We start from the raw sequence: 18,991 nt of genomic DNA on the forward strand, positions 1-18,991 counted from the left end.
CGCTAATGCGCCAGGCCGAGGTGCTGGTTGCGCAGATGGGTAGAGAGAGTACGAAATTCCAGGAGCGACTGACGAGTGCGGAAGCCAAGGAGGCTTTTGCGGCCTTCGCCGAAAAGCGCAAGCCAGACTTTTCGAAGGTCACCCAGCACTAAACGGTCTCACGCTGCCCAGCCACAGCCGAGGTTAGACCTCATCCTCGTCGGCCACGAGAAACCGAGTCTGTAGGCTGGTCAGCCACCGCGCCACCACATCGATCTCCGCTTCGGTGAAACCTTCGGTCAACCGGGCATTCAGATCCTTCATGCCAACCTTGGAACGCTGACGCGCGGAACGCCCTGCCTCTGTCAGCCAGAGGCGCGATGCGCGGCCATCGTTCTCGTCGGCACGGCGTTCGATCAAGCCGGCTCTTTCTGTCCGGTCAGCCAGGCCACTCATACCCGGCGCGCCCAGGTCCAGCGCGGCCGCCGTCTCGCTCATTAGCGCACCGTCGTGGGTGCCTAGAAAGAATAGCAATCCGGATTGAGCAGCTGTCACGCCGCCACGGACAGCGCAGGCCTGTGACCAGCGTTGCAGTCGGCGCTGCCCAACGTTCAAAAGATATACGAGGCGATGCTTCATGCTCAGGCCAGTAAAGTTGATCGATTTATTTCGCGTGTGAATAATATCACGTGTCGATGCCTCAAGAGCGAATACAGAAATGATCGGTTTCAATTGGATCGACGATCTGAGCCCATTTACTCGCGATGCGATGCGTGAAAAATCACGCTTACGGAGCTGTCCCGGCGGTACCACTCTTTACCAGCAAGGTGACCCTGTCATTGAGGTGTTCCAGATCGTTTCTGGTGAAGTTCGTCAGTGCATTATCACTGCTGATGGCCAGGAAGTTCTCATTTATATCTACAAACCCGGCGACGTGATAGGTGACAGCTCCATAGGAGATGAGGAGCCATACTCGGTAACGTACATTACGCGTGGCGAGTCTGTCCTGAGGGTTTGGACGGCACGAGATTTCAGTGCGCTCAGAGCTACGCATCGGGAGGTAGAGAGTGCCGTGGCTGCGCAGATCAGCCGCCGCCTGAGAGGCGCGCTTCGGATAGTCGAGGAGCTTCTTACGCAGCCCGTAGCTGCTCGCGTCGCATCTCGTTTCCTTTGGCTGGCGGAGATGCAGCGGGCATCAAAAGGTGCTGTGAGCCTGACATTGTCTCAGTCAGATATCGGCTTGATGGTTGGTAGTACCCGACCCAACGTCAATCGGGTAATGAAAGAGCTGAGAGAGTTGAGCCTGATTGAGACTGACTACGGCAAAGTGGTCGTCAGAGACGTGGAAGGACTCCGCCATTACATCAATGATCATCGGCGCCGCAGTCGCGATGATTTCGACGATAAATGACAGCTCATCACGCTGAGTGATAGCAGAAAAAAACCATAAAAATGTCTTCTGGAAGACGTTGCCAGAACGGAGAGCCTCTTACGATTGGTTTCCAAAGCGCCACCCACTAACAATCAGGGCGCTTGTATGGAGACTGCGTCATGACTGCACAGCAAAAATACGGCGAAGTTCGGATGACACTTGAGGATCATATTGCCATCATCTCTGTAGACAACGCCGCCAAACTTAATGCGTTCTCTCCAGAGATGATTGAGCAATTGGCGGGCCACCTCACCACGGTAAACAATGATGAAAATATTTGGGTTGCTGTTCTTTGTCCTGAAGGAGAGCACACCACTGCTGGTTTAGACATGCCAAAGTTCTTCGGCCCGAACGCAACTGTAAAACCACTCCCAGAAGGCTGGGTGGATCCTTTTGGTCTTAAAAACCGATGCACTAAACCCGTTATTTCGGTGGTACACGGCAAAACCTACACCGTCGGTATTGAGATGATGCTGGCAGGGGACATAGTCATTGCCGCCGACACCGCACGTTTCTGTCAAATGGAGTCCAAGCGTGGGATTGCCCCGCTGGGTGGTGCTCACTTTCGTTACCTCACCAGAGCCGGCTGGGGCAATGCCATGTATCACCTTTTTCTGTGTGACGAGTTCGACGCCAAGCGCGCTTTGGAGATTGGCTTCGTCCAGGAAGTCCTTCCCTTTGGCGAACATAAAGAACGGGCAATGGAGATTGCGCGATTGATTTGCAAGAACGCGCCTATCGGTCTGCGTGCAACCAAAGCTGCAGCTCTGAAATTTGTTCAAGAGGGTGAGCAAGCAGCCATCGACTGTATTCCGGCAATCGAGAAAACCGTTTTTTCCACGGAAGATTTCAAGGAAGGTCTCCAATCTTTCGCTGAGCGCCGCCCCGCCAATTTCAAAGGCCACTGATCAAGCAACTTCAGAACTCCCTGGTATGCGGGAGAGGCGTCCGCTCGCCCAATGAAACCCAATGTTGGAGATGTAACATGACCATAAGATTTGAAATGGATGGTTCGCTGGCCATTGCAACATTTACGGATGGCCCGATGAATCTGCTGACATTCCAGTCCTTGCGGGACTTGATGGATGCTGTGGAACTGGCTCTTGAAAACAAAGCGCGCGCATTTCTAACACTGGCCGAAGGGACTAATTTTTGCGCTGGCGCCCATGTAACTGAAAACTTTCTGAACCAGGACGCTAACTTTGCACGACGCATGTTGAGCCGCGCCATTCCCGACATGCAACGTTTCGAGAACCTGCCGTTTCCCACTGTTGTCGCGGTCCGGGGTATGTGCTTGGGTGGCGGCTGCGAAATGGCGCAAATCCACGACATTATCTTTGCAGGCGAAAGCGCTAATTTTGGTCAAGTCGAGGCACGTATTGGCACAACTACATTATTGGGCGGAGCGCAGCGGCTTGTCGCTCGTGTCGGGCTGGCTCGGGCCAAGGAAATGGTTTTTTCTGCAGGTGTTTACGATGCCAAAACCATGCACGAATGGGGTTTGGTGAATCGAGTTCTACCCGATAACGACGTTGAGGTAAAAGCTCGTGCGTATGCGCAAAAGTTAGCGAACGGCCCAACTGTCGCTTACGCGGCATCCAAGCACCTCATAAACACTGCGGTTGCACATGGCCAGGCATCCGCCGATCAGCTCGTTCTGGAGTCCGGCCCAGCTACCTTCGCTACCGAAGATATGGTGACCACGGTCAACCGATTTGCTGAAGAAGGGGCTGGGGTACTCGTTAAAGGAGGGTTGGTCTTCAAAGGCCAGTGAGGGGTAAGCAACGACTCGAGTCCGTGTCCCCTCATAGACGTTAAAACCTTGAATTTACTGGATTTCAGGCACAAAAAAAGACGTCCGAGGACGTCTTTTTTTGTGGATTTGGTGGGCCGGGGTAATCTGAAACAAGTCGGTATCTATCTGTTTTTGCTGGTAAATAATTGATTGGTCAACTTGCTTGGAATACCAGTTGGAACGCTGTGTGGTTTGGATTCCGATGGACGGTGCTTTTTGAGCTCCATACCATTAACGAGTCGGCATCGAATCTATCAAGCAAATGGTCGTGTAAACATTAGCCATGGCTGGTGACCAGCTGCTGATGATCATGGCCCCTGCGCGTACGATGCCCCACTCGCAGGTACAGAGGCTCCTAGCAAACGATACCGTCACTGACTGCTGTGTTGGCTAAGTCGACTCTCGAAGTATTGCGCAGTCTCTTTGTCGGTGCAGTACAGGTAGCAACCCTTCATCCCGCGAGTCATCAAGGTTCGGTACGTATTTTTGATGATCAGGTCTGTTTCTTTTTTCGCCAGGGTAGGTTGCTCTTTCATCATTTTTTTCCAGCCACGAATTGATTTATCGTGCTTGTCGCGCTCATCCGGGGATGTCACTACTTTGCCGTCACGTACGACTAGGTCTGGCCCGATGATCACTCCGATGTAGTCGACTTCCAGACCTTGGCAGGTATGAATGCAGCCAACCTGTTCGATGGAATTCTCAGCGATGATCCAAAGGCTGCCATCCTGATCCAGGTTCCATTGACGTTTATAGTCACCGATGACGATATCAGCGGCGTTGGAGGCTTTCTTGCTCAACCACGGCCAACAATAGCCCGCGACCACGCGAGCTTTGTTTCCGTGGTTTTTCTCGTTGATTGCCTCATGCATCGCCTGAGGTGAGTCGAACACCTTAAACTCGTATTCTTGGATATCGAGCGTCGGATTTGCCGTCGAGCGAATGCCCAGCGTGTCATCCAGCCATGCCAGGTAACCGTCAGAACCACTGCAGCGAAACTGCGAAGACAGCACGTATTCTTCAACCACCGCACCCTTGGCTTTGGCAAAGGCACGTATTGCCTGCTTGCTGCCGATGTCGCTCAAGGTTACACGCTGGTCTTCATCAATGAAGAAAATTGAGCATTTCGCTGAATCAATCAGCTCCTTGATCTGGTTTTCGCCGAGGTTTCCATAAAGCCCACTTTTCTCATTCAGCCGGTGAGCTTCGTCCACGATAAGGGCATCGAATGTGTTGGGCTCAGTGTCGATGAACGCCCCAGAGCCTGAGAAGAAATTCGAGAAATGGCTGCGTTTGATGGTGCCAACCAGTTTGCTTTCGTAGACCTTGCGCGGGGCTGCATTCTTGGAGACGTATTTGCTCAAAAGCTTCGAAGCGGTGAGCTTCACCAGCAGATTGATGGCCAGAACAGTTTTCCCGGTGCCCGGTCCCCCTTCGATGATCACTACCTTTGGTGCTTGGTCCGAGGCCTCGCTTGCCGCTGCCAGCGCCGACTCAAAAATGGCTTTCTGATCGTCAATCAATACGAACTCTGGTTTGCCTTTCATCAACCCACCGAGGGCTTCTGCTAGCGCCTTGGACGGGCGAATTTTTCCATCGGACAGTTCGTAAAGAACCTCTTTGTTGTCGCCATGACTTATATGCTTTTTCAGAAAGCTTCTGAGTTTACTGAGCTCTTCCGGGCCTTTCAGAAACAGCGGAGCCTTGCTGATGTGGGGCTCGTAGTGAGCTGAATCTATGATGCCGTCGCTGACGTAGTTATGGAGGTAGGCACACGGACGGATTTCGATGCTTTTGTCATACACCGCCTCGTTGAAGCCTTCCAGCAGCGCTGCATATGACCATACTTGATAGGACGGGTGAATGGTCTCAATGAGGCCGCCACCCAAGGCCGTTTTGACGATGGCATCCTTGGTTGTGGCGTTAGCCTTACTCCATTGTTTCAATTCGATCAGTACGGCTTTTTTTGCCTGGTTTTCGTCGCGACCGGTGAGTAGAAAGTCGATTCGCTTCGACGACTGCGGAATGTGCAATTCGATCGCCAGGCCTGCGTCGCTAGGCAGGCCCTCATCTCTAAGGACCTTAGCCATGTACGTTAGGGATCCTTGCCACGACCTGATTTCCGAGGTGCCAACATTCTTGCCGGTAGCTTCCTTGTAATGCCTGAGGATCACCTCCTCAATGTCATCGTTATCGTTGTCTTTAAGAAATTGCTGTTTGGTCGCAGCGTAAACGATCACGGGGTGTCCTTAGATGCGTGTTGGTCAGAGTCGGTCGTACTTTTTGCTGTTGCTTCTGGCTTTATCCACGGGGTACTTCTGGCCATTGCAGGCGAGCTTCCGTGTCACCGCGTCGTTGAGGTCAATGCCGAGTACGCTGCTCAGGCGAACCAGGTACATCAATACGTCCGCCAATTCGTCCTTAACTGCTTGGCCGATTTCGGGATCTGTTGCGGCGGAAATCGAATCGGCATCACTCATCCATTGGAAAATCTCGCACAGCTCTCCTACCTCGCCAGTGAGAGCCAGGATGAGATTTTTGGGGGAGTGGAACTGCTGCCAGTCGCGATCATCTGCAAACCGCTGGAGGGATGCGGCAAGCTTCACTACGTCAACCAGTGGCGCGGATGAGCTGTCTGAGTCACTCACGGGGCTATCTCTTGAGTATCGGGGGGCAAAAAATGTGTAGGAAATCTGGCGTAAGATTGTAAGAGTTTTCGCTGCTTGCGCAGCTTTTTTGTGTTTTTCTCACCCGCTCTCTGCTGGCCGCATTGCTTGCCAGTATTCGCTAGGTACTCTGAGCGTGGCTAAGTAGGCCGCGACGACCCCCATGCCCACCGACTAGCGGCCTTTTCTCACTCTGTTCGTTAGCTTGCAGAATGGGCCGTTTCTGGCTAGCAGGTGATGGCAATCGGCACCAGACGAACGGAGTATTGCCGGGGGGCAGGACACTTCTTCCCCGAACTGGTCAGCGGCAACAGCCCTGAGCGCGCCTCCGACACCAGACGGACGGTTGTTGGCCGTGAGGTCCCGGTTTTCGCGGGACTGAATTTGGTGGGTTTTTTGACGTACCTCATAGGGTCTCTATATAAAAATCAGCTATTAATGGCTTTCTGTGGAATCGAATCGGGAATTTTTGGGCCCTTTTGATTGATGCTCTGCGAGAGGATGTCTGCTGCTGGGCCCTGATTCCCCCTTCACGTAGAATTCGCAAGCTCAGTCACTTCTTCTGGAGATGCAGGTGAACGACTCTCTCTCTCAACCAGATTTGCAATCCCTGCTTGAGGCGATGGCCGATAAGGCTGCCTGGGCAACTTCTAGTAACTCGTTGGGTGATGTCGCGAAGGATAACGCTGGACTTGTAGCCGAGCTCGCCAACTTTGAACGGGCTGGCACAGTGGCTTTGCTAGCTAGTCTGCTAACCCTTCCTGCACATCAGCCAGAATGTTTACGGCTGGAGTTGCTGGTTGCACTTGCCCTCATTCACTGCAAGGGCCCTCAGGTTGCCACTGTCGACGATGCACGCCGCTGGTATACGTCTATTGGCGCATCGAGCAGTGTAATTGGGGAAGATCCGGCAGAGGATGTGTTCGTCTCCATTGTTGGTAACCTCAAGGGCGATTACCGCATTCTGGAAGGAATGTGGGAGGCCTCAGGCTTTTATACACAGCTGATGGTCGACATTGTCTTCGCTATGCCCGAAGAAGGCTACTTCGTCCCTCTTAAGCGGGCCATCCAGGCACTTCTACAGCTTTCGGACGTTATCTGCGCCAACTCCGGTCTGCGTCGGTTGGAGCCGGGTGGTCAAACCAACTCCGGCTCGCTTGAGACCGGTGGCCTTGACGCGAGCGAGCTCCGTTCACGTGTTACCTTGACGAAGCGCATGCTAAGGGCGGCTGGTGTAGCAATTGCAGATCTATCCCCCTTTATTCTTGACCACACACAGATCAATACCCTAGCTAGCCAGGCGCCCAGCGCGGGGGTGTTGGAGCAGCGTCCGCTGCTTCGAATAGGTGACGGCCTTGTCGTCGTGCTGCCCACTGCTCTATCCATCGCGCTTCGCCACGCGGTGATAGCGTTCGCTGTGCAGAAGGGAGAGTTGGGCAACCTCGACAGGGCATTGGCCAACGCCCATGCGCGCACTCTGTCCCAAATGCCTGCGTTTGGTAACGGCACGCGGATTCGGTTGTCCTGGGATAAGGATAGGACAACCCGATCGGCGACCGTCTACTCCTCAGTCGATGTGGGCCACTTCATGGTGCTCCAGTTCGTCTTGCCCTCCATGCAGCAGCACTCGGACGAAGGCTTCAGCAGCATGCTCCGGCTCGATGAGGAAACAGCGAATCTCCTCGACGCCCGCGCTGCAAAAACCGCTGCTGAACTTGCCGGCCATCCCGACTTTCAGCGTGGCATAGTCGTGCGTGTAGGTTGTGGCTGGGGGGCGGGCTTTTTCGGCTCGGTTCCCGAGCTGCCTGCGGCATGGCAGTTCGAGTGGATGTCTAGCGCAGACTTTTTCCGCTTAGGTTCGCTGCCCGATATGTCCGCACTCGCCTTCTGGCGTGTGCAGGACGCCGAAGAAATAATAGCGCGAGCCGGTGTGCGAATAATCAATGTCAACGGCATTCTCAACCTTCTTGGCTGGGCACACGCCAATGACGGCCATATGGTTCCGCACAATCAACTGCCGGAAGGGCGCATCACCCCAGAGCGCCCTCTGATGCTAACAATCCCGACAGATCTGCTCCGTGAAGTGCGGTTAGCAGCAGACATGGGGTATGACTGGCACCGCATTTGTGACAACAGCGGCAGGTGGCACCGTGTTATGCGGCCGTCAGCGGGTGACTTCTTCCCAACCGAACGCGAAAGCAGGTGCTATGCATCCATCGATGAGCTTGAAGCACATCGGCTAAGTTGTGTGTATGAAGGGCAGTGCAACCTCTGGGTGACGATTGAAGCACCTGATGTTCAAGATCACATGCTCCTTTCTGAATTAGCGAAGATGGTACGCACTTGGGCTGGGCGAATTGGCGAGGCGGTTGAAGCAATTGGCGAGCAGAGAGCAAGGAAGTCCGTGAAGGTCTACCTGCACTTTGAAGGTGACGGTGATATTAGCCGGTTCCACGATGAGCAGGTTCCACCTGACCTAAATACCTTCTGGAGACTCGAGCGTGTCCGTGAACAAGGGGCTATACGGGTTTCGCTGAAAGACGGGTATCTTGCTGGCTTCCAAGCGCCGGACAACCGTGCGGAACGCGCTTTAGTGCGCGCCCTTGGCACTGCGTTTGCCACTCTTCTGCGTATCGATGCACCGATCGACCAGGGGCTCGCAATCGAGCGAATAGCGGTTCCCAGTAACGCTGCACGTAGCTTCCATATTATGAAAACGTTCGACTTCAGTGACCATGTACGTGGTTCCATGAATCGACACCTTTTGACTGTCGAGAACACCGAGTCAGGTGCGGCCAGAGTTGGACTCGGCTGGCGTTCGGTCGCTGCCGATGCGCCGGCCCAATACCAGGGTAAGAAGGCGGTCGGCAAGCTCCTCAACGACGTAGTAGATGTGCTCCTTCGTGACATGCAGGGCGAGCTTTCTCGCTTTGATCGTCTGAAAACCCTCAATCGCCTGCTTGAGAACTGCGAACGGGCACGAAGCGAGGAAAACCATTGGCATCGGACGGCCGCTGCCGTCCTCGGACTGCATGCTGGTGAAGTCGGGGTCGAGGATACGATCGCCAAGCAGTTGGGACGTTTTGCCGGTGCAGCACTGACCTCTAGGTTAGTAATCGAACTGGCCCTTTGCGCGTGCCCCACTAAGGGCGGGACCGAGCCCTCCGACATGGCGCTTGGTCGCCTCCTTGCACAAGCAGCATTACTCTTTCGCATCGGCGGCATGTCGGACGCTGTACGCTTTGGGGCGCTGCCCGCCGAGGTCCAAATATCTCCCTTAGGTGACCTACTCTTCCGCGACGAGCTTGGAGAAATGGTGCTTGAGCCTTTGCTGTCTAAGGCGACTAACGAGCGGTTCGAAGCTCATGCTGCAAGATTCGAGCAGCATTACGCAAAAGCGGATGACTTCGAAGTAGTGACTGATGAGGAAGCATATTGTGCCCCTGCCACGGTCGATGATGACACCGAGACCTTTCTGGCGCTCTGGAAGGTGGAGATGGGGTTTACGCTCGAAGAAGGCCTCCGTTTCGTTCATGCACTCGAGTCAATTGGTATGTCGAAACAGACGGCAATTTTCACGATGGAGCGGAGCCAGCTGGAGATTGTCGGTAAGTCCGCTGGGCTCGACGATAACGTCACGTCCGCTTTTCTTGACCAATTCGTCCTGAGAGCTCGCCCAAAGTGGGACGAGGTGACCGACGAGTTCGACCTCTCTGATATCTATCCTTGGCGCTTTGGTCGACGCCTGTCAGTAGTAGCCCGTCCTTTGTTACAGATGGAGGACAGCCAAGACCCGCTGGTGATCGTATCACCGGGACAACTGGGCAACTCTCTGCACTACCTCTTCAACGGGGCATATACAGGGCGACTCAAACGGGAGTTCTTCCGGACGGAGGGGATGAGAGATGAATGGCTGGGGGAAGCTCGGGAGGGACACACTTTCGAAAAAAACTTGGAAAAAGAATTGCTAGACGCAGGATGGACTGTTCGGCGCGGCATCAGCTTCCCTGAGATACTGAGGAGAAATCTGCCAACAAACCCAGGCGATATCGATCTGTTAGCTTGGCGTCCGGACCGCAGCCAAGTGCTCATAGTCGAATGCAAGGACCTTTCACTCGCTCGAAACTACTCAGAAGTCGCTTCCCAGCTCTCCGAATATCAGGGTGAAGACATAAAGGGCAAACCTGACAAGCTCAAAAGGCATCTGAAGCGTGTTGCTCTGGCGCGAGAGAATCTTCCTGACCTGGCACGATTCACATCAGTCAAAGATCCCGAACTTGTGTCCTGGCTCGTTTTCAGCGGGGCGTCCCCTGTCGCTTACGCGCACTCGCAGATCGCTGCACTGCAAGGTACGTATGTCGGGCGGCCAGACGATCTTCTGAAATACTGATCGAAAGAAACGGGAGTGTTGCTGTGTGAGCTGATAGCTGAGGGGTTTTGTAGCTAGCGGGGGCACGTGAAACTCTAAGCCCTGCTGTTCTCAGATACCCTCATCATACTCTCGTTTGGGCAAGAAACGGTATGGCGCTCCAATGAGCTCAGGATTGTGGATGTTCGGAATAATTGCGCTCCCCACTCGACAGTAAGGGTTGCTCACATTTCTCACCGTTTTGGAGTGTCCGCTAACCAATAGCAGACGGTGGCGACAGGCAGCAGTCGGCCAAAGGGAGACCATGGACACACAGCTAATGACTTCGTATTGTATACATAAACCGTGTAGTCTTCCCTTCTCGTTTCATGTTGCGCTTCAGGCGTGGCACCAAGCTAAGCAAGGGATTACCAGATGGCAAGGAATGTTATGTGACCCAAGTGGTGTAATGAATTATGTCACTTGGGTCATCTATTTTTATTTAGAACCTTATAGATCATGCACCTAATAGACACGTTACGAAATAAGATTGGCGGGCTGGATGACGGTGACTACATGCATGGACTGCGAGCTGTACTCCGTCATATCGAAACGGCTGGTCGTCATTTGACCCGAGGTCAAGAGTCTGACGATGATGCAGCATTTACAGATGCCATTTATCGAACAAACCAAGCGTTTGAGGGGAGCGTTAAAGAGGCTTATCGGGTACTTGCGGGGAAAAACCCCGAACATGAAAGACCGTACGACATCGAGTTATATCTAGAAAATAACAATGTTTTTCGAAGTCGCGTCATGAACCAGCTGGCAATCTATAGAAAAGAATGGCGAAATCCATCTACTCACGATTACACATTGGATTTTGATGAAAGTGAGTCATTTCTAGCGATTGTTTCTGTATCAGCATTTGCGTGTCTCTTACTCGATCAAATCGCAGAGAAACTTTCTTTCACGCGGGCTCAAGCAGCGACAAAGGCGATGATGGATCCAATGCCCGCCGCTGGCGGAAAGCGAGACACAAAGGTGCTATATGAACAAGTTTTAGACCACCTTTCAGCCTTTTGTGAGTCCACTACCGTAACAGGGAGCGATTTAAAAAAGATTTCTGGAGTGCAAGCAATCGGTGCGCTTCACGGGTTTCTAGCAACGGTCGCGCCAGACTTGAAAATTGAAACTGAAAAACAAATTGCTTCCGGACATAGATTCAGGTCGGACATAGTAATTTCCAAAGGCACCGAAACGATAATAATTGAAGTAAAAAATCAATTAAGGGACAGATTGATCAATACCGTCGTACAGATAGAGGACGCTTTGAATGCAGGAGGCATGACGAAAGGCATAATTGTCGCTCTACCTGACGAACCGGGAGAGATGGAGCGAATAAATGCCCATACCTACATCCCAAACGGCGAGGTGGTTGTTCTAGTACCGAAGGGAGCTAGCAAGTCACTGCAGGGGACGCTCCGCTTTGCTCCGCGGCCTTGAACAACTGCATTGATGTCCGCTTCAGGTTGCAGACTTTGGTGGCAGGCAGAAATCCGCCAAAAACTGAAATCCGAATCATTGAGCTGGATGCGCCAAATTCTGCTGGCTAGGGCTCTGTAATCGTCTTCAAAGAAATGAAATTCGTCGATTTTATTCTAGCCACTAGCCACCAGGGATGGCTAGTGGCTATTCTGACTTTGCTCATTGGGGGAGAACTGAGATCCTTGACGAACTTCGTCACGTGACCGCCCCTCGCTCAGCAAGCACAAAAACACTAGGGAGCGCATCTGCAGGACTGGCATAATTTGTAACGGATGCTTGCCCTGTTTATCGTCCTAGTCTCAGATGTGCAGGCCCCTCTGGAGGTTCATGAGCATAAGGTTGAAGTTCTGCACCGTGAGGAATGTGATCACGGTTTATGAGGCACGGAATGGCACGAATGAGCGTCAATGCTTGGGCTAGAGAGAATTGGGGATTGGGGGCAAGGTGAGTACGGTAAGCATTTCTGAGTATAGTGATTCCTGGGCTGAACATTTTTCAAAGGAGTCGAAGTTAATTGAGTCGGTGGTAAGTTGCACAAAAATTTATATAGATCATGTGGGTTCAACATCGGTTAAGGGGCTACCCAGCAAGCCTATAGTAGATATGCTCATATCAATTAGTAATTGGTCTGTGGTCGATAGTCTTGTGAATGAGTTGAAGGTGGTAGGCTATCACGTAAATGAAAAGTGCGATGATGTTCCCAGGTTTTTTCTTACGAAGTATGCTTCCGACGGTTCAGGTTCTTATCATATTCACATTTGTAAGCCGCATAGTCGCTGGGCAAGAGATATGCTCGTTTTTAGAAATGAGCTGGCTTCCGATGAAACCCTTGCCAAAGCTTATGCAGACTTAAAAAAGCAGCTTGCAAAAATTTATCATGATGATGTTGAGGCTTATGGTGTTGGCAAAAAAGATTTTATTGATGGTAGATTGCGAGAGATTGATGAAGAATTTAGCGTAAATCGTCTACTAAGCCATCAGCGAGCTGAGTCTAATAGAGCTGAAAAATTACAAATATTAATGATGGTTACTCAGCTTTTGATAGCTGTGATTGCTGCAATTTCGGTATTTTCGAACGATAACAAGTATCAATTTGTGTACGCTATTATTGGCTTCGTTCTGATGCTTTTGTGGTTCTACTTAAGCCAGGGACAGCTATCGCATAGATCTGCTGGAGATCAGGCTCGGCGAGCGGTGTTACTTATGAGTGGTCTAGAGATGGAACCGTCGGCTGGGCAACAACTCAGAATCAGCGACGGATTTAGAGTGGCTATCTCTCCTGAAATGATTCGACGTGAAGAAGATCATTTTGCGACTCGAGAAGCTCCGGGTAATAAACGTTTAGCTGAGATGATTGAAGAGTCATCATACTGGACTCGGGATCTTCAGAATACAAGTTCTAAAGCTATGACAGTATTGCTTTTTTTGTTTGTGGCGACGGTGTTCACAGCGAGTGGCGCTGCTGTGGCTTCACTTGAGTCAGATAACCTGATATCTCTGTCTCGAGTGATGATAGCGATTATGGTTTTTGTCATTTCATCCGACGCTCTAGGCTTGTTACTTTCGTATAGAAGCTCCGCTTCCACGATTGATGAAATATTCAAGCGGGTTGAGGCGGCAGCTGCAAGAGGGTATAGAAAGTCTGATGTCTTGCTACTGATGTCAGATTATAATGCAGCTATTGAAAGAGCTCCTACTACATTGCCCTGGGTTTATAGATTAAGTCATACGGGTCTAAATAGGCGCTGGCAGGCGTATATTGAGGCGAAGCTGGTTGGCGAGCTTGGGGAAAAATCTATGTGATTGTCGGCGCTTGGCGCTGACATAGCCGGATTGCACTCCAGAAACGCCAGTAAGTTTACAGGGTTTAGTTTCAGAGGTTTTGAGGGGTCTAGGAGTTACCAGGAAAGCCGGATGGGATGAATCAATGCTATGCCTTAGGTTTGAAACGAGGCGGTAATGCAAGTGAAGGTCCGCTCATGGCCCAGAGTGTGTAAAAACGCGCTGATGCACTGTCGGTGCGCAGCGCCGACGGTTGTTAGTTGAGTAATTGCTCGCGACAAGTCCTGCGGCTCATCACGAGGGCCTGGGAGCCCTGGCGACGCTTCTACCTTGCTGGGTGGCCAAAATACTGACCTTTTCAGGCCGACAGCGTCTTCATTAAACCGCTGGTACCGAGAATTTTCATGACCCGTTTCATGTTGTAAGCGAGCACATTCAAACTCATTTCCGCACTCACCCCAGCCAGCTTTCGCGTCAGGAAGGGCGTCGCACCCATCCATTGTTTGAGCGTCCCGAAGGGATGCTCAACAGTCCTTTTTCGGATTCGCATCATGTCCGGTGCATGGTTCAACCGACGCTGCATTTCCTCCAGCACCGCTTCATGTTCCCAGCGTCTTACTCGACGATTTTTGCTCGGTGTGCACTGCGTTTTCAGCGCGCAGCCCTGGCATTTCGAACTCCAATAACAGTGCATATTCATGCCTTTCTCAATACTGGAGAAGCGCCAGGGCAGCGCCTCTCCCGCCGGACAGATGTATTCGTTTTTCGTCGCGTCATAAACGAAAGCATCTTTGTTGAATCGACCATCCGCCTTGGCGCTTGAAGTCATCGGCTTTGGCACGTAGGCAGTGATGTCCGCGTCGTGACAGGCAAGGATTTCTTCACTCTTGAAGTAACCTCGGTCAGCTACCACCGCCAGCGTTTCTGACGCCATGGCATCGCGAGCCTGCTTCGCCATCGAGCTGAGTTGATCGCGGTCGGAACCGAAGTTGGTGACCTCATGAGCAACGATCAAATGGTTTTGGGTATCAACCGCTGTTTGCACGTTGTAGCCGACGATTCCCGTGCCGCGCGTCATCATGGAGCGGGCGTCTGGATCGGTCAGTGAGACCTGTTTATCCGGCGATTCGTTGAGCTGGATTTCTATCGCTTGAAGCTCTTTCATTTGCGTCTTCAGCTTGGCGATTTTCTCTTCCAGCCGCACGGCGTTGGGCTCGGAAGCTGTGGGTTCTTGCCGATCGGCAGCATCGAGTGCCGTCAGGTAACGGTTGATACTCGATTCAATTTCTTCCATTCGCCGCTTCAGTTTGGCGCTGGTGAAATTGCGGTCGCGGTTGTTGACCGCCTTGAATTTACTGCCATCGATGGCGACCAGATTTTCTCCGAACAGTCCCAACTGCTGACTCAGCACAATGAACTGGCGACAGACACCTCGGATGGCCTTGCTGTTGTCTTTTCGGAAGTTGGCGATGGTCTTGAAGTCCGGCATCAAACGCCCGGTCAACCACATCAGTTCGACGTTGCGCTGGGCTTCTCGCTCCAAACGTCGGCTCGACTGGATGCGGTTGAGATAGCCGTAGATGTAGATCTTCAGCAGGATTGCGGGGTGGTAAGCAGGCCGGCCAGTATCGGCTGGAACGGCACCTTCAAAACCCAGATTGACCAGGTCAAGTTCGTCGACAAATACGTCGACTACGCGCACCGGATTGGTATCGCTGACATAGTCGTCGAGGCTCTCTGGAAGTAAGGTGCCTTGGCCTCGATGTTCACCTTGGATAAAGCGCTTCATGGGCGATCCTTGCGATGAAATCCTCAGAAATCATAGCAAGGGTTCAAGAAAGCGTTTTTACACACTCTGGGCCGTTTGCTGCCTTCCTCCGACGGCAGCAACGGGTCGATTGCGATCGGTCATGACTATTAAAGTCAGACCTTCGTTCAGCACTTGAAGACCCATGGCTTTTCTAAACGACGAGCTAGCAACCGCACGGTCAGCAGGTAGTAATACCGGGTCGCCTCGCATCGGCTAGCTAGTCGGTGTTCAAGAAACCAAGCAACATGTTTTTTCTTCCAGGCCCAAGGTGTTTCTAGCTGCCAACGTTCAGATATCTCAGCTTGGATGAGCTTTGCTTGCCGTAAATGGCGCTGCCGGGTTGCGTACGAACCCGTCAGCACCGCTGCCAAGAACAGCTCCATATCGAATACCTTACTCATCTGCGACCTCCTACGTAGGCAGCAACCACATCTATCCGAGCGTGCCCCAGCTCATAGCTGATTTGCCTCCGGGCCTCACGATCAAGGCTCCTATCTACTTGGCAGCATTGGCCGCCGTTGATAGGTGCGCGGTGTTGAGTGATTTGCTCATAGCGCTCACACGCGTACGCCGCTCGTAGCTCATGGAAGCCTTTGAGGTTGTGTGCATGCAGGATGTCCCGCGCAGGTCGGACGACTTCCTGCAGTACGTTCAGGTAACTTTCGTTTGGCGCAATCAGATTGCGGCTACCCGCAGGCGATACCTGCTCCGCCAATGCAAGCGCATCACGTACATAGTCATCCACCGCAATCCAACGTGATGCTGAGGCTCCGGCGCGGCCGCCTTTGGTGCCGTCCTGGATATTGATCTTGTCGAATACTTTCGCCTCACGACTTAGCCGTGGCAGATCAGCCAAGATGGCCTCACGCAAGCGCATGCCGGTAGCTCGCGCCAGCAGAACGATCGCTGCGGCCCGTCTCTGATCACGGCTGCAAAGCGTGTCGACGATCAGCTTAACCTGCTCGCGGTCCTGGCCTTGCGGAACCGAATGACGAACCCCGCTGCGCTGCATCCCCAATGCCTTGCTCGGACTGGGCAATTTCACGCACGGATCACCGCGAAGCGCCGCCATGGTCCTGTTAACGCTGGAAAGCCGATTTTGTGCGGTGCTGACGGCGAGATCACCGCGCCCAACCACGTCGCGCAAATACGCCGCATAGTCGGCCAACACCTTCCGATCAATCTGCCGCGCATCATTGATGCCGGGTCCCTGTTCGGAGCGGCACCACTTGACGAATGCCTGCCACCGATCACTGTGCGCTTTGACCGTGCCGTGATGACCGCCGCCGAACATGTCTTTCAGCGCTTGCGGCCCCGCGTAGCTCAATTGCCTGCCGTAACCAAAATTACGACCATCGCGTCTACCCACCAATGCCATGTCGGTCACCTCATCCTCCGCTTTCCGATCCTCGCCCCACGTCATCCCGCCAAGAATGCTGAGTGTTATCAGGGATCAAGGCCCCTGCGACCTGTGGGGGGTGTCCATTACGCAGGACTGGCGGCTCCTTACGACCGGAAGCCAAGGCATCTCATGATCTGGCCTCCTGAACACCGTTACCGGTGGGCGGGTGGAGGCAGCGCTGGCTGACTAAACCAGCGCCTGAAGATCCTGAGCCGGGGGAAAACAGCGATGCGATGACTGGTGCATGCCTGACTGTCAGTCAGGTGCAGTCCATTCCGTGGTCTGCGGCACCATCATCTACAGCGCTGTTGCTGGTGACGTCGGCGTTTGTCACGCCAATTGTCACGAGAGGAGTTGCCGCAAAGCCAAGTGCGATGAGGCCTGCAGCAGTGTTTGAAGCGCCCGTCTCTTTCCAGGAGAAAGAGACGGGCGCAGGTTGGCGCAAGATGCGGCCAAGCGGATAGGTTGCTGCAGGGCAGCGAAGTAGGAAGTGTCGTCTGGCGCACGAGGGCCATGATCTGAAGTAGGCATCCATCACCGGGGAGGTGACCGGGCGAGCTGCCGGACGCGAATCGCCATTTGGGGGGGAGAACCACCGCGGGAGCGGCGTGACCTTGAAGGTTCGGGCCACCTGGGGTGCTGTCATCGACAGCGCTTGCACGGCCAGTTCTACGCCTGTGGATAAACCCGGTCAAGGGTCGAAACCCACCGCTTCTTTGGACTTTCAGGGTGGTTATCCACCTATGGAATTCCGTGGTAAGCCCCGGACAACGTCGTGGCTTTTAGCTTTTCAAAGTGAGGTCCTTCCAAACAGGGCGGCTTTGCAGCCCTGTTTGGAAGGACCCGCGCTTACAAGCGGATAAACGAGGCTGCTTTCCCTGAATCTTGAACGCTCAGTTGCTGTCGCCGCCGTTATTGCGCCTGTACAGCGCTAGCGGATCGGCACCACGTTCTTGTCTCTGACTTGGCCGTATGCTGAGGCGAGCAGGCTACCGGTGGCGGCTTTCTGGATGTGCTCACTCCACCAGGCCATCATCGGACGCCGGCGCTCGATGTAGTCGGCTCGGTTGTAGGCGCTGCGCACCTCATCCTTGTCGACGTGCGCCAGTGCGACCTCAATGAGTTCCGGGTCCCACCCATGTTCATTCAAGATGGTGCTGGCCATCGAGCGCATGCCGTGGCTGACCAGCCGGTCCTGGAACCCCATGCGTTTCAACGCCATGTTGGCGGTCTGGCTATTGGCGTGGGTGCGCGGATTTCTGTCTGCCGGGAAGACGTATTCGCGATGGCCGCTGTGAGTCTTCAGCGATTCCAACAGTGCGACAGCGTGGTCACTCAACGGGATGCTGTGTGGGCGACGCTTTTTCATCCGCTCCGGTGGGATGGTCCAGACACGCCTTTCAAAGTCGATGTCTGCCCAGCGAGTAGTTGCCGCCTCGGCGGGGCGAGTCATGGTGTGCAACTGCCATTCGATCAGGCAACGGGTCGTGCGTTTGATGCTGGCGTTCGCGATCTCCAGCATGAGCTCCGGGAGCTCTTCGGGCGGAAGCGCAGCCATGTTCTCTTTCTTGGGCTTCTTGAATACTGCCCTGATACCGCTAAGAGGGTTGGCGAAGATCAGGCCGGAGTTTACGCCGTAGGTCATGATCTCGTTTAGCCGCTGGCTAAGACGCTTAACCGTCTCCAGGCTGCCTTTCGCTTCGATTGGACGAAGCAGTCCGATCACCATCGGCGCGGTGATTTTCACGAGTGGTGTCGTCCTCAAGTCGGGGAACACATGCAGCGTGAGCGACCGCCATATGTCCTCGGCGTAGGCCGGGGTAACCGAGTCTTTCTTGAGCTCGAACCAGGCAGTGGCCACGTTCTCGAAGGTATGTTCCGTTTCCGCGCGCTTGGCTTCATTCAACGTATTGCGTTGCACCTTCGGATCGATGCCCTGGGCGAGCAGCTCGCGCGCATCGACTGCCATCTTTCGTGCATTCGCCAGTGACAGTTCGGGATAGGTCCCGAAGCCAATGTTGATGCGCTTCTTGGTCACCGGTTCGCGGTAATTGAAATTCCACAGCAACGAGCCGTTGCTGCGTACGCGGAGCTGCAAACCGTCACCGTCAGTGAGGACGTAATCCTTGGACGCGGGTTTGACTCCCTTGAGCTGTCGATCGGAGAGGCGGAGGTTTTGGGCAGGCATGAGATTGTCCTCAGGCACTGATTCGGTATTCCAAAGATTAGCAC

Annotated in this window: 13 protein-coding genes; 6 read left to right on the plus strand and 7 right to left on the minus strand. The window is 53.4% G+C overall.

The window, feature by feature from the left end:
- Positions 1-183: 183 nt before the first annotated feature.
- Positions 184-618, minus strand: a complete 435-nt coding sequence (locus F2S13_RS29555) for a MarR family winged helix-turn-helix transcriptional regulator (protein WP_166367070.1) — start codon at positions 616-618, stop codon at positions 184-186.
- A 79-nt stretch (positions 619-697) separates the two neighbouring features.
- On the opposite strand from F2S13_RS29555, the gene F2S13_RS27880 reads away from it, so the two are divergent.
- The 3 genes from F2S13_RS27880 (at position 698) to F2S13_RS27890 (ending at position 3,185) form a co-directional block, all read left to right on the plus strand.
- Positions 698-1,390 carry a Crp/Fnr family transcriptional regulator gene (locus F2S13_RS27880; RefSeq protein WP_166367032.1) on the plus strand — a complete coding sequence of 231 codons (693 nt, stop codon included), beginning with the start codon at positions 698-700 and terminating at the stop codon, positions 1,388-1,390.
- Between the two features lie 140 nt (positions 1,391-1,530).
- The gene (locus F2S13_RS27885; protein ID WP_166367034.1) at positions 1,531-2,319 is read left to right on the plus strand and encodes a crotonase/enoyl-CoA hydratase family protein; all 789 of its coding nucleotides are present in this window, start codon (positions 1,531-1,533) and stop codon (positions 2,317-2,319) included.
- 77 nt (positions 2,320-2,396) lie between these two features.
- On the plus strand, positions 2,397-3,185 hold the full coding sequence (locus F2S13_RS27890) for an enoyl-CoA hydratase/isomerase family protein (protein WP_166367036.1): 789 nt from the start codon (positions 2,397-2,399) through the stop codon (positions 3,183-3,185).
- Between the two features lie 392 nt (positions 3,186-3,577).
- Here the strand turns inward: F2S13_RS27890 and F2S13_RS27895 are convergent, their stop codons facing one another.
- Positions 3,578-5,446 carry a DNA/RNA helicase domain-containing protein gene (locus F2S13_RS27895; protein ID WP_166367038.1) on the minus strand — a complete coding sequence of 623 codons (1,869 nt, stop codon included), beginning with the start codon at positions 5,444-5,446 and terminating at the stop codon, positions 3,578-3,580.
- Between the two features lie 24 nt (positions 5,447-5,470).
- On the minus strand, positions 5,471-5,854 hold the full coding sequence (locus F2S13_RS27900; protein ID WP_166367040.1) for a MazG-like family protein: 384 nt from the start codon (positions 5,852-5,854) through the stop codon (positions 5,471-5,473).
- Between the two features lie 592 nt (positions 5,855-6,446).
- Between F2S13_RS27900 and upx the strand changes: the two genes are divergently transcribed.
- The 3 genes from upx (at position 6,447) to F2S13_RS27915 (ending at position 13,568) form a co-directional block, all read left to right on the plus strand.
- The gene (upx, locus tag F2S13_RS27905; RefSeq protein ID WP_166367042.1) at positions 6,447-10,262 is read left to right on the plus strand and encodes an anti-phage protein Upx; all 3,816 of its coding nucleotides are present in this window, start codon (positions 6,447-6,449) and stop codon (positions 10,260-10,262) included.
- A 477-nt stretch (positions 10,263-10,739) separates the two neighbouring features.
- Entirely contained in the window at positions 10,740-11,723 is a 984-nt protein-coding gene (locus F2S13_RS27910; protein ID WP_166367044.1) for a hypothetical protein, read from the plus strand.
- A gap of 486 nt (positions 11,724-12,209) precedes the next feature.
- Positions 12,210-13,568 carry a GrpB family protein gene (locus F2S13_RS27915; RefSeq protein ID WP_166367046.1) on the plus strand — a complete coding sequence of 453 codons (1,359 nt, stop codon included), beginning with the start codon at positions 12,210-12,212 and terminating at the stop codon, positions 13,566-13,568.
- A 337-nt stretch (positions 13,569-13,905) separates the two neighbouring features.
- Here the strand turns inward: F2S13_RS27915 and F2S13_RS27920 are convergent, their stop codons facing one another.
- The 4 genes from F2S13_RS27920 to F2S13_RS27935 all read right to left on the minus strand — a co-directional run bounded on the left by F2S13_RS27920 (position 13,906) and on the right by F2S13_RS27935 (position 18,947).
- Positions 13,906-15,336 carry an IS1182 family transposase gene (locus F2S13_RS27920; RefSeq protein ID WP_166367048.1) on the minus strand — a complete coding sequence of 477 codons (1,431 nt, stop codon included), beginning with the start codon at positions 15,334-15,336 and terminating at the stop codon, positions 13,906-13,908.
- Positions 15,337-15,482: 146 nt separating this feature from the next.
- Positions 15,483-15,758, minus strand: coding sequence for a hypothetical protein (locus F2S13_RS27925; RefSeq protein WP_166367050.1), 276 nt, complete (start codon positions 15,756-15,758; stop codon positions 15,483-15,485).
- Entirely contained in the window at positions 15,755-16,735 is a 981-nt protein-coding gene (locus tag F2S13_RS27930; protein ID WP_166367072.1) for an integrase domain-containing protein, read from the minus strand. Before F2S13_RS27930 ends, F2S13_RS27925 begins: the two co-directional genes overlap by 4 nt.
- A 955-nt stretch (positions 16,736-17,690) precedes the next feature.
- Positions 17,691-18,947 carry an integrase domain-containing protein gene (locus F2S13_RS27935; protein WP_166367052.1) on the minus strand — a complete coding sequence of 419 codons (1,257 nt, stop codon included), beginning with the start codon at positions 18,945-18,947 and terminating at the stop codon, positions 17,691-17,693.
- Positions 18,948-18,991: the final 44 nt, after the last annotated feature.

It is taken from the genome of Pseudomonas akapageensis, assembly GCF_011355085.1.
GTDB classification, from domain to species: domain Bacteria; phylum Pseudomonadota; class Gammaproteobacteria; order Pseudomonadales; family Pseudomonadaceae; genus Aquipseudomonas; species Aquipseudomonas akapageensis.